This window comes from Bacillus cereus group sp. N24, assembly GCF_016483345.1.
GTDB classification, from domain to species: domain Bacteria; phylum Bacillota; class Bacilli; order Bacillales; family Bacillaceae_G; genus Bacillus_A; species Bacillus_A toyonensis.
The window spans coordinates 1-12795 of the sequence record NZ_JAEHCA010000042.1 but is presented as its reverse complement, the minus strand read 5'-3'; the positions used below and the strand labels follow the sequence as shown (position 1 = coordinate 12795).

Genomic DNA, 12795 nt, shown 5'->3' with positions numbered 1-12795 from the left:
CTATTCATCGATTTTATAACCAATGCCCTTTACTGTTTTAATATAGGGTATATCTAATTTTTTTCGTATGTTTTTCATATGCGTATCAATCATTCGTGTGTCTCCAGCATACTCATATCCCCAAATTTTTTCTACGATATTTTCTCTTGTGAGTACCTTTTTTTCATTTTGAAGTAGTAGATGCAAAATTTCAAATTCCTTTGTCGTTAAGGGAACGTCAATCCTATTTACATATACTTTATATGCATCGCCATCGACATGTAGTTCTCTAAATACAAAATGATTATCCGTACTTTGATTATTACTTCTTCTCAGTACTGCTTCGACTCGTCTCATCAAAACATGAAAAGAAAAAGGTTTCGTAATATAATCATCGATTCCAAGATCAAATCCTTTCATTTGATCTTGTTCTTCTTCTAGCGCAGTTAGCATAATAATTGGTATATTTGACTGACTTCGAATCATTTTGGCAACTTCAAATCCATTTAGGTTTGGCATCATCACATCTAGAAGAATTAAATCAAAGGATTGCTTATTAAATTGTTTCATGCCCTCTAATCCATCTGATGCAACTATAACTTTATACTGTTGTGTCATTAAAAATTGTTTGATTAATTCTTGTATTTCTTGATCATCTTCTACCACCAGAATGTGATAGTTCTTCATAATATCACCTCTTGTAGTCATTATAACCTTCCAATCTGGAGTTGATATGGAGACGTATTAGAAACACCATAAAAACTTCACAAGAAAACTACATGTATTTCAAATCAGATCCAGATGCATGAGATAGGTTATATACATAACAAGACAGAGGGAGGTAATTAAGATGTCACTGGAAGCAAACATCATTCTTTCTTTATTAGATGTACAACTGTGGATGGTCCCTCATTCGAATAATATACGCATAAAAGAGAAAAAACAAAAATTGAAACCAGCACCGTGCTTAAACAAATACACAAGTGTAAATAAAAGAAAGCTATATAAGTCTAGTGAACAAAAATAGGGAGAATCAAATTGATTCTCTCTATTTTTGTATTCAATTATTAGGTACTGAAAATCTTTACTATAACTCTAGATTAACTCCATATAGAATACAGATTAAGTTTGTATGATACATGTACCAAATAGAGAGGAATGATACATGATGTTGACGATTTACACAATCTATCAAATTTTATCCCTTCCTTCTTATTTACACACAAACCTATTACCATCCATTCTCACGAGAATGCTAGGATCTAAGTTTATAACAAAAGAATAAATAGGCTAATGGATGTTTATTGTCCCTTGTTTCCACTTTTTGCAAAACACCTGTATAAACACGCATGCTACTTTGTACATTGAATACCCTATTTGTTGAGAGCCGAATAGGCTCTTTTTTTAGAGACAAGCTCGAAGTGGGTTTGAATATCGTCATACATATATTCATAGGAAATTTCAAATATAATGTTACCCCTACGAAAAAACAGTTGATTTATGTTTAAACCATGCCCAAAGGTAAAATTTTCTTTTTTTGAAATGGTGATTCTTAAATATTACATTCATACATCGTATTTCAAATATCAAGATAAAAATATTCAATTGTAAATTAAAGGAGAAAGGGATGTTCACAATGGGACACTATGATACAAATCAAACAGAAAGCAATAGGAATAAAGCCTATAAAAAAACAGGGTATTTTTTCACAGGAATAATTAGTGCAGTGATTGGTGCCATTACCATTGGATTGACCACCACTTATATAAATGAAATCAAAGGAAGTGCAGGTCAATCTCCTAAGCATAACGAAGTAAATCAGGCTACGCCGATCTCTTACAAACCAGAAGATGTGAGCAATCCTCAAAATATGATTGAAACTGCAAAAGAGGTTGTCGTAGGTGTCATTAACTATAAACAAAATGCAGATTCATTTAATACGCAAAATCAATCAGAAGAAGCTGGTTCGGGATCGGGGGTCATATATAAAAAAAACGGCAATAAGGCTTTCATTGTTACAAATAATCATGTGATAGACGGTGCGAATAAAGTAGAAGTGAAATTGAATAATGGTAAAAAGGTTCCCGCTAAAGTAGTAGGGACAGATCCATTATTAGATTTAGCGGTATTAGAAATTGACGGGGCAGATGTAAAAAGAGTCGCAACACTTGGAGACTCAGAAAAAATTCGTACAGGGGAAACGGTAATAGCCATTGGGAATCCATTGGGGCTAGAAGGTAGTGTAACAAAGGGGATTATTAGTAGCAAGGAACGAGAAATACCTGTTAGTACCCTCGGAAATCAACAAGTGGATTGGCAAGCACAGGTAATTCAAACAGATGCAGCTATTAATCCTGGGAATAGTGGAGGAGCTTTGTTTAATGAACGGGGTGAAGTCATTGGAATTAATTCGAGTAAAATTGCACAACAAGCTGTTGAAGGAATTGGATTTGCAATTCCGATTCATATAGCCAAAACGATCCTAGAGTCTCTTGAAAAAGATGGAACAGTTAAGCGTCCGATGATGGGTGTACAGTTATTAGATGTGGAGAAAATGACAGATTCTGCACGCCATCAATTAAAATTACCAAAAGAGATATCAAATGGTGCAGTATTAAGGAATATCTCAAACCAATCACCAGCAGAAAAAGGTGGATTGCAACAATATGATGTTGTGATTGCATTAGATGGACAAAAAATAGAAAATGTCGTTCAATTCCGTAAATATTTATATGAAAAGAAAAAATTGGGGGATACAATTAAAGTAACAGTTTATCGAAATGGTGAAAAACTAACAAAAACCGTGAAATTAATGGAACAAACACGTACCACTTAACAGCCACCTTTTGGTGGCTTTTTCTATTTTACTAGTTTTATATGTACGATCATTCCATTCGTCCTCACTCCACATTAATGAACTGGCTCTCTACCAATTTTCAAAATCGATTACGTATTTTAATTTGTGTTCCAGTTTTTCTTGACTATATTAACGAATCACTACATATGCACTCCAGATAAGCCCTAATATCTTTAGATAATCTACTGAATATCTTCATATAAACTCCAGATAGTGTATTTAGAATAACAACTATCAAGGAGGTTAGGAAAAATGAATTTTATAAAACGCGCAATTCTCAGTATGAAAAAAAGAATAGGAACATCATTAATTTTGATGGCGGTCTTTCTGATTGTTACAAACTTAGTGCTGGCAGGATTTGCAATCCAGAATGCATCAAAAAAAGCTGCTGATTCAGCAAGAAAAAAACTGGGTGCTGATGTTACTTTAAGTCTTGATTTTGATAAATTAGGAAAACAAGCAAGGGAAACTGGAGAAGCGCCTAATCCGCCGCAGCTCAATACAAAAGAAACAGATCAATTAGCGAAGTCCAAATATGTTAAAGACTATAATTATATAACCCATAATTTCGGAATTGCAGATGGATTTAAATTAGTAGGAGCTTCAGAAGGAGAAGATGAAGGAAAAGGAAAAGGTAGCGTTGCAATGGTTGGAGGATCAGGTTCAGGTTCAGAAATAGATATGAATTCTTCTCTTATGATAGAAGGAGTTCGCAAGACTTTATTACAAGAAAGTTTTAAAAATGGAAAAAGTAAAATCATTGATGGGAAACCAATTACAGAAAAGATGCAAGATCAGAATGTAACTTTAATGGAAAAACGATTAGCGGAACAAAATAATTTGAAAGTGGGAGATAAGGTTAAAATTCAATCAGGGGATAAGAAGGAAACTCTTGAAGTTGAAATTATTGGTATTTATGAAACGAATGAGCAACCAATGGGTCAAAACCCCCCTCCTATGATGAATCCAGCTAATAAACTATATATGCCTCACTCTACTTTAAAGAAATTAGAAACAGATGAAGGTATGAGTAGCATTCAGGTCGTGTACTTATTGAACGATCCACAGTATATTGATGCATTTAAAAAAGAAGCAAAAAAATCTGATATTGATTTTAATTATTTTAAGTTAGATGCACATGATTCATTGTACAAGCAAATGATTGGTCCTATCGAAAATATCGCTTCTACGTCTCAAATGATTATCTATATGGTATCTATTGCAGGTGCGATTATTTTAGGATTAATCATTATGTTATCGATTAAAGCACGTCGTAAGGAAATGGGGATTTTATTATCTATTGGAGAGAAAAAATGGAAACTGATGGCGCAGTTCGTAGTAGAAGTAGCATGTATTGCTATTTTAGCATTTGGATTATCCCTAACAACAGGAGCTAAAGTTTCTCAATTCGTAGGGGATAACTTACTTTCGAGTGAAATTGCTACAGCAAGCGAAGAAAAAGACAATTCACAAAATGGTAGTGTAATGATGGTTGGGGCTGGTGGTACTCCACAAAACCAAAATGAAGATCCAATTGATAAAATTGATGTAAGTGTAACAGGAGAGGATTTAGGGAAAATGGGGGGAATTGGACTGACTATTGCTATATTAGCAACGCTTCTTCCGGCATTATCTATCCTACGCTTAAATCCAAAACAAATTCTTTTAAAAGATGAATAAGGAGGCTCGATATGGAGACAATTTTACAATTTAAAAACTTAGATTATTATTATGAAAGTAACGGAAAAAAAGTAACGATACTAGATAATGTGAATTTTTCTTTTCAAAAAGGGCATTTCTACACGATTTTAGGGCCATCTGGATCTGGTAAAACTACAACTCTTAGCTTAGGTTGTGGGCTGGATATACCTAAAAATGGTTATGTACTGTATAACGGCAAGGATATTAGAAAAATTGGCTTGGATCGATACCGTAATCAACATGTATCTGTAATTTTCCAATCTTATAATTTGATTACCTATATGACTGCTCTTCAGAATGTATTAACAGCAATGGAAATTACAGGTGTGAAGGTACAAAATAAAAAAGCAAGAGCATTAGAATTATTAGAGAAGGTAGGACTCACAGAAGTAGAAGCGAAACGAAATGTCTTGCAATTAAGTGGCGGGCAACAACAACGTGTAGCAATTGCTCGAGCGCTATCTTGTAATGTCGATTTACTAATCGCTGATGAACCAACAGGAAACCTTGATGGAGAAACAGCGAAAGAGATTATTGAGCTGTTTCAGGAGCTCGCCCATCAAGAGAATAAATGTGTAATTGTTGTTACGCATTCACAAGAAGTTGCAAAAATATCAGATCGAGCAGTTTATTTAAGTAAAAAGAAGTTAGTAGTAAATGAAATTAATAATAGTTAAGAAAAAAAGTTACTATTGTTCTTAATTCACATAATTTTCAAAATTAAAATCTATGGATGTTAATATTTGTTATATAATGTATTTGTCAAAGCATTACCCCTGTAGTTTCTATGATGAATCTGTAAGATAGTTTGTTTGCCCCGTATATTCATCTTAAACTAAAAAGAACTTGTAGAGATTCCTACAGGTTCTTTTTGTTTTAAGGGTTATATGTGAATTTAAAATATAATTACAATTTTTTGAGGGGGGAAAAGTACATGTTTGTAAAAGCAGAAAGATTATTAATACGGAAATTTGAGTTCAAAGATTGGCAAGCTGTCCATGAGTATACATCAGATATCAATGCTATGAAATACATACCTGAAGGGGTTTTTACTGAAGAAGATACAAGGAACTTTGTGAATGAAAACATTGGTAAAAATGCTAAGAACTTTCCTGTGGTATTAATAGATGAAGATATCCTGATTGGTCATATAGTATTTCATAAATATTTTGGTGAGCATACTTATGAGATTGGTTGGGTGTTCAATCCAAAATACTTTAATAAAGGATATGCTTCTGAAGCAGCACAAGCTATATTGAAATATGGCTTTAAGGAAATGAAATTACATAGGATTATCGCTACATGTCAGCCACAAAATATCCCATCGTATCGAGTGATGGAGAAGATTGGAATGAGAAGAGAAGGCTATTTTAGGAAATGTATACCACATGGGAATGAATGGTGGGATGAATATTATTACGCTATTTTAGAAGAAGAAAGTGTGCAAAAGAAGTGTTAGAAAGCCGTAGCATGATTGACAGAATTAAACTCGTTAGATATCTCGTAATAGATAGCATAATAGATAATTAAATTGTTGTATATTTTAATATATTGTTATAATATTACGAAGGGAATAAGGTAATATAAGGTAAATACGCTAATGTTATTGTATAAATATAGCGCAAACAGGGAGAATGGACATGAAAAGATATCTAGTATTAGGATTATTGTTGTCAAGTTTATTAGTGGGGTGTGGTCAGGAGAACGCCTCTACCAAGAAAGAAACTCCTAAGAGTGAGCAGGAAGTGAAGAAGGACGCGCAAGCCGATAAGAAGGTAGATGAAACAAAGCGTGATGAATTAAAGGACGCGGAAAATTTGGATGATAATGTGCCAAGGGATAACGAAAACAAAGCGATTGATACGGAAAAAAATGAGGATAAAGTTGATATTGTGCAGTATCAGCTTCCAGTAGATGAAAGTAGTTCTACAATGCCTGTCGATTACTTTGAAGCACTTGAACATGGTATGCCATATGAAGAAGTAGCTAAGGCATTACACCGTAATGCGACAAGTGCATTTAAAACGAAGAAGTTTGATACTGAATTAATTGAATATATTTATGAGGCGCCAGAAGCGGTGATACAAGTTCAATTTAAGGACGGTAAGTTATTTGGTGCGGATTATGTTGGCCAAGATAAGGAAATGTATTCAGTTATTCCCGTCGGATGGGATGTCAAAAATAATCGTTGGGCTGAAGAGAAAAACGTAAGCGTGCAATCTAATGAGAGTAAGTCAAATAATCACAAGTCTCAAATGGACGAAGGCAAGAATGTTGAAGCCAATGATAAGCCCGAAGAAGTTACTACCAAACATAAACCTAATAATAACGAAGTTGAACAACAACGTAAGGAAGTAGAAGAATTTAAGCCGAGTGATGCAGACATGGAACGCATTAAACGACAAGAGGACCGTTGGAATACGCCATCAGGAGGTGTGGGTGCTACATGGCAGCAAGAAATGGAAGAGATGAAAAAACAGAAATAAAATAATGTATATACCTATTATATGGATTAAATGAATTTGAAGCGAGAAATTTATTGGATTTACTAACTCTTAATAAGAGTGGAAGATTATCACAAGGTAAAGTAATTATTGCTTTACCTTGTGATAATTTATAACAAAATCTGATTATCGATCTTATTTTCAAAAAATGCTCTTTAGACTTGCCTATAAATCAAATTTTATTTTTAACTAATACTACGGTTTAGAAATCATAAAAGTTAATCTATTTCTAAATTTAATTGGCTACAATTAAATTTCTTTTCTTATCGATATGATTAAGTAACATACTATACTCTTCTTCATACATAGCTAAACGTTGCGAAAGAGAGTGATTCTCTGCTTCTAAATATTTAATTTGATTTTGTAAAGTTGCCAATTCATCCATTTCTTTATAATTTTGTAGAAATGAAATAATGTCATCTAATGTAATAGATAAAGAGTTTGTTTCTTTTTTTTGTTGGAAGGGAGAAATGTTATTTTCCACTTTTCGATTTTGTTTTGCCTGTTGTATTTCTTCTTCGTATTGTTTTCGCAAGTAAGAGTTCCAACGAAATCCGCAAGCAGCAGGAGTTCGGGCCAATGGTTTAGCCGCTTCTTTAAATGCAGCTAACTGTGTTCCGCCGTTACGAATATTTTGAAGCACGATTGTTGCGAGAAGTAAATCGTTATCGTTAGTCCAGGAATCTTGTCTTGAAATTACCACGTTTCCATCCCCCTTATATGCTTTTTATTATATATATGCAAGTACTTAAAATGATAGAAGCTCAACTTCTCTTAAGATAATTAGGAGCAAATTAATAGAAGTATGTATTTTTAAAAATGCGAAATTGCATAAAAAATAAGGTTGACTATTCACTATAGCTGTAACTATAATAGTTACATCCGAGCAACTGAATTAATAGATTTGATGACCTGAATTAGTTGTATTAGTGATGTATAAGCAATTATTAAAAAATGAATGGAGTTGAAATATAAGCCTACATGTAAGACGTCTGTATAAGAAAAGAAGTTAGGTAATATACATTTTTTTATAATCATATATAAATTAAAAGAGGTGCACATTTTGAAAGTTTTTAAGGGAATTCTAGTTTCTTCAATTGCGTTAACAGCATTTAATGGGGTAGGTGGTATACTTCCAAGCGAAAAATCAGAAGTTGCCTACGCCGCTACTTACAATTATTCAAATAAGCAATTGAATTCTACTGTACAAAAGCAAGTTACTAAACAATTAATTTTGAAATTTAAAAATGAAGCAAATTTACCATATCAGGATGGGGTAGAAAAATTCATTAAAGAAGAAAAACAAGACCCTGAATTAATTAAAATTTTAGCGGAATACCCAAATATAACTATAAATCGACTTTTTAGTTCTTTAAACCCTACAGAAATTAAAAATTTAGGTGAAGAAATAAAAGATTCGGATCATATTTCTTCTAATTTGCTAAACTATTATATTGTAGAAACCCAAGGTAATATTGATGTACAAGCATTACTTGTAAAATTTGAGAAATCATCTCTTGTTGAAACGGCATATTTACAGGAAGAAGAAGCACCACCAGAAGAGCGTTTACCAAATTTATCTGTTAATCCATATGATGAGCCTAGACTTACAAGGCAAGGTTACCTTGAACCAGCACCATTAGGAATCAATGCACCTTATGCCTGGGGTATAAAAGGTGGAGATGGAAAAGGAACAACTTTTGTAGATATGGAGTATGGCTGGTTATTTACTCATGAAGATTTGGTGAATCAGAAAATCGAATTGATATCAGGACAGAATAAGAGTGAACACCATGATCACGGTACTTCAGTCTTAGGGATTGTTTCGGCAGAAGATAATAACATAGGCGGAATTGGGATTGCACCAAAAGCTAAGGTAAAAGTTGTATCGCAGATTAGAGATAATGGTAGATATAATACAGCAGATGCTATTTTAAGTGCAGTTAACAATATGCAAGCTGGAGATATCCTGTTATTAGAAGCCCAAGCAACATACGATGGATATGGAGATAAGAACTATCTTCCTGTAGAAGTAAAACCAGATATATTTGATGCAATTCGTATAGGAGCAAATAAGGGAATTATTATCATTGAAGCAGGTGCAAACGGCGGAAATGATTTGGATCAATTCAGAGACCGTAATGGTAAACAAGTTTTAAATCGTAATAGTCCTGATTTTAAAGATTCAGGGGCAATTATGGTTGGGGCAGCTTCTGCAAGGGTCCCTCATAAACGTTCATATTTCTCTAATTACGGTAGTAGAGTGGATGTTTATGGGTGGGGAAATGCAGTAGACACAACAGATGCAAAACCAAGTGAATTTATGACAAATCTATATACATCTAGCTTTAGCGGAACGTCTAGTGCATCACCTATTATTGCTGGTGCTGCTGCATCAATTCAAGGGATCGCAAAAAATAATCAGGGGAAAGTATATACACCAAGCCAGCTAAGGGATATTTTAAGTGATTCTAGTACTGGAACGAAATCTAATGATCCAACTACCGATAAAATTGGTGTGTTACCTGACTTAAAAGCCATCTTATCTAAACTTGGTTTTTCACCAAATTTAGGTAATGATTCTTCCATTGTATTTCCTGAGGAACAAGAAATAAATAATGGAAATAAGGAAAATGAAGGATCTACTATTACATTCCCAAAAGAGGATTCAGCTAATAGTGAAGGGAACTCTAGCTTCATTTTCCCAGAATAATTGTGGAGATATCTTTTATTTAGTATGAAAGACTTTTATATAAATAGTTGCTAATAATACTAGTCAGATAGGCTCTTATGTGTAATAGCATAAGAGCCTATCTGTTGTACTTTTAATCATATGAGGTGGAAAGTACTTCTGGGTATATTTTTAGTGTAGTGAAGTGTCTTATATCAACATTTAAATAATATTCAGTGTAGCCTCATTATAAATTTAGAAATGGACTACTTTTTCAATTATATGCATAATGGAAATTAGTGGTAATAGTGCAGTCCAACCAACTGCATAAACGTTTAATTTTTCAACTAATTTGTAGTTTTCACTATTTGAAATAGGTAATCCATTGTTATAGAAATTGCTGTATAGAGTGATGGAAACGAATGTGGAAGTAGGGGTAGTTCAAGATAGTTTGTATATAATTTATGACAACTTTAATAAATTAATTTTTACTATCGTATGAATTAGGATAAATTATTATAAGTTATGGTTATTACTTAGCATTTTGTTTTACTTGATCTTTTAATTCATTAAGGGTCTTACCGCTAATATTGTCAGTAATAGTTTCATGTATTTCATTTTTCAATACAATTGTTTTACCTGCAATTTCTGCCTTGGAAGACATTTTACTTTCATTAATAGTTTCTATGTTTGTTTGAAGGTCAGCTTTGTTATTTTCATCAAAAGTAATTGCAAATGGTTCAATTGCTCCGTAGTAGTTTCCAAATAATTGATCTTTCTTCAAAAACATCATATATTTTTTATTAACTTTAGGCTCGATATATAAAGGATCCTTATTTTGAACCTCTTTAGTAGTTACCTTAGTAGCTTGTTTTGTAACTGTGCCATCTGGTGCAACAACTGCATTAGAATCTTCAAGCTTAACTGTTTCAGCAAAACGATGATTGATTTTTATTTGTTTATTTTCATTCACACCTTTAATTGTTTCGGAAATGTTGAAATTATATAGATGTCCTTCAACATAGTTTTCTTTGTCCTCTTCAGATGGATTACTTGGATTACGTGCCATATTCCACTTAGAGTCAAGACCTCCATATTCACCAATTACAACTAGATCGGCTTCATTAATCATTTGATTTAAATCACTTGTAGCAGGGAAATCTTTACTGAGAATGACAGTTTCAGCATTCTTATCTTCGCCAGCAACATTGGAGAAGTGACTATTATATGCTGAATATCCTCCAAAACCAATCACTGCAGCTAAAGGAATTGCAATTACTATAGTTTTTGCTTTTTTACTTAACATTAAGAAATCATCTCCTTTTTTTCTTAATAGATTGCATTTACACCATTCTTATCGTCAGTTTGAGGAACATGCATAGTAGTACGATTACGATTGCTGTTCATAATTGAAGTGCCACTGTTGTGACCTATTCCTATTGCATGACCAAACTCATGTACTCCTGTACTTTTAGCAACATTAGATTTTGTAATATTTGTATTCCCTGCATTAATATCACCAGCGAATTTTGTTACTTTTTTTGTGGATGTATTATAAGTTGTGTTCATTCTTCCGTAATAAGTAGAGGAACTTTCAAACCAAGAGTTTAATTTGTTCACAGAAGAAGAAGAGACTGTAAAGTTAATACGAGAAGCAGTGTACCAGGCTGAATCTGCAGCTTGCCAACCGGATTTAATGATACTGGAGCCATCGTCTAATCTGTCTCCCCACTTATATGTAGCTGATTTTGAAGGTAGCTTCCATCCTTCTTTTACATAAGCTTCTGAAACTCCAACGCTGGAAAAGACAAACACACTACCTAATAAAAATGCAGTAATCCCTTTTCTAAAATTCATATTATCCCTCCAAAGATTATTTTTAACAAGAGAATTATAGCATCATTATCTTGTTTTGGATTAATATTTTTCTAAAATTCGGAATATTTATATTGAGAAAATGATATAAAATATCTTTTAAGGAGACGTTATTATAATGTATAAACATAAAGTAATAAAATGGAGTCTATGTTTATTAATATTTACTTCTTTAATTATTATTGGCAAAACAATTTGGTCAAATACAGACATAGCAGAAGTGTCTAATGTTTCATCAAATTCTGAAACTATAGTATTAAGTAAGACACTCAAAACTACAAATCATTTAAGTGAAATGATAGAAGAAGCAGATGTAATTGTACTAGGTAAATATGACGGTTTACACTCTAAATGGAATATGGCAAACAATTCATCATATGAGATTCAAGATGAAGATGTCGAAGGCCATCTGTTTAATTTTCATGTTAAAGAAATTTTAAAAGGGGACTCTGTAGAGAATAAAATTTTAATAAATCATAGATACTCAGAAAGCCTCGTATTAGAGGAAAGTAATGAAGTTATTGATGACAATGGAATAATTCTGAAAGGTGCTACGAAAGTATTTACAAAAAAAGTAAAAAATAAAGATCCATTGTATATAAAACCTAAATCTGGTGACACATATATAGTTTTTTTAAAAGAGAATAGTAAACTTGGACATTTTTATCCAGCTTTAGAACCTTTTATGATTCAGTTTGATTTAAGGGATATTGCGCAACTAAAAAGTAATTTAATAGATTGGGATAAAAATAAATATAAATATAAATTTGAGGTAAAGGTTAAAGAGAAAATTTTTTATATTGAAAATGAAATAGATTCAACCATCAAAGATAATATTAGTGGAAAAAAATTAATGGATATTAAGGATTTTGTGAAGAGGCCTTTAAAAATGAAATAACATTTTCACAGGCTATAAATCTACCCGGCATTAAAGGATAGAATTTGCAGAGATTTAAAATAATAAATTGCATTATGAAAAGAGCTCAAAAAAAGAGTCTAATCTTTTTTTGAGTTTTCTTTTGCATTCTTTATGCAGAATATGAATTAAGAAGATGTCTTATTTGTTCTTTGAACTACCCCCACTTTCACTTCGTTTAGAAGAGGGGGATTCCTAAGTAAAGAGTTCTATCTAACTCTAATTTATTAGGCTATCTCCACAGTCCTTGCGGTTAGAAGCCTTATCGCTTCATTCTTTAGATTGATACTTG

The 12795-nt window shown here is 32.7% G+C and carries 12 protein-coding genes and 1 pseudogene; 8 read left to right on the top strand and 5 right to left on the bottom strand.

What is annotated here, in order from left to right:
• Positions 1-666, bottom strand: coding sequence for a response regulator transcription factor (locus JDS95_RS28520; protein WP_098016314.1), 666 nt, complete (start codon positions 664-666; stop codon positions 1-3).
• 163 nt (positions 667-829) lie between these two features.
• Here JDS95_RS28520 and JDS95_RS28515 point away from each other — a divergent pair, with 163 nt between their 5' ends.
• The 6 genes from JDS95_RS28515 to JDS95_RS28490 all read left to right on the top strand — a co-directional run bounded on the left by JDS95_RS28515 (position 830) and on the right by JDS95_RS28490 (position 7023).
• Positions 830-1006, top strand: coding sequence for a hypothetical protein (locus JDS95_RS28515; RefSeq protein WP_000050962.1), 177 nt, complete (start codon positions 830-832; stop codon positions 1004-1006).
• Between the two features lie 600 nt (positions 1007-1606).
• Entirely contained in the window at positions 1607-2815 is a 1209-nt protein-coding gene (locus JDS95_RS28510) for a S1C family serine protease (RefSeq protein WP_098016313.1), read from the top strand.
• Between the two features lie 273 nt (positions 2816-3088).
• Complete coding sequence (locus tag JDS95_RS28505) at positions 3089-4516, top strand: ABC transporter permease (protein WP_001009333.1); 1428 nt, start codon at positions 3089-3091, stop codon at positions 4514-4516.
• A gap of 11 nt (positions 4517-4527) precedes the next feature.
• Positions 4528-5214 (top strand): ABC transporter ATP-binding protein, encoded by a 687-nt coding sequence (locus JDS95_RS28500; RefSeq protein ID WP_000447838.1) that lies wholly within the window; start codon positions 4528-4530, stop codon positions 5212-5214.
• A gap of 257 nt (positions 5215-5471) precedes the next feature.
• Complete coding sequence (locus JDS95_RS28495) at positions 5472-5996, top strand: GNAT family N-acetyltransferase (protein ID WP_000497659.1); 525 nt, start codon at positions 5472-5474, stop codon at positions 5994-5996.
• Between the two features lie 181 nt (positions 5997-6177).
• The gene (locus JDS95_RS28490; protein WP_000833318.1) at positions 6178-7023 is read left to right on the top strand and encodes a hypothetical protein; all 846 of its coding nucleotides are present in this window, start codon (positions 6178-6180) and stop codon (positions 7021-7023) included.
• Positions 7024-7276: 253 nt separating this feature from the next.
• Here the strand turns inward: JDS95_RS28490 and JDS95_RS28485 are convergent, their stop codons facing one another.
• Positions 7277-7744 (bottom strand): RsfA family transcriptional regulator, encoded by a 468-nt coding sequence (locus JDS95_RS28485; RefSeq protein ID WP_000237087.1) that lies wholly within the window; start codon positions 7742-7744, stop codon positions 7277-7279.
• Positions 7745-8104: 360 nt separating this feature from the next.
• On the opposite strand from JDS95_RS28485, the gene JDS95_RS28480 reads away from it, so the two are divergent.
• Entirely contained in the window at positions 8105-9754 is a 1650-nt protein-coding gene (locus JDS95_RS28480) for a S8 family peptidase (protein ID WP_098016312.1), read from the top strand.
• 213 nt (positions 9755-9967) lie between these two features.
• On the opposite strand, the pseudogene JDS95_RS31385 reads toward JDS95_RS28480, so the two are convergent.
• The 3 genes and pseudogenes from JDS95_RS31385 to JDS95_RS28470 all read right to left on the bottom strand — a co-directional run.
• Positions 9968-10093 (bottom strand): annotated as a pseudogene (locus JDS95_RS31385) (DUF3221 domain-containing protein); the annotation flags it as partial.
• A 151-nt stretch (positions 10094-10244) separates the two neighbouring features.
• Positions 10245-11018 carry a cardiolipin synthase gene (locus JDS95_RS28475; RefSeq protein WP_098009225.1) on the bottom strand — a complete coding sequence of 258 codons (774 nt, stop codon included), beginning with the start codon at positions 11016-11018 and terminating at the stop codon, positions 10245-10247.
• A gap of 23 nt (positions 11019-11041) precedes the next feature.
• Entirely contained in the window at positions 11042-11569 is a 528-nt protein-coding gene (locus JDS95_RS28470; protein ID WP_001011319.1) for a matrixin family metalloprotease, read from the bottom strand.
• 136 nt (positions 11570-11705) lie between these two features.
• Here JDS95_RS28470 and JDS95_RS28465 point away from each other — a divergent pair, with 136 nt between their 5' ends.
• The gene (locus JDS95_RS28465) at positions 11706-12485 is read left to right on the top strand and encodes a hypothetical protein (protein ID WP_098016311.1); all 780 of its coding nucleotides are present in this window, start codon (positions 11706-11708) and stop codon (positions 12483-12485) included.
• Positions 12486-12795: the final 310 nt, after the last annotated feature.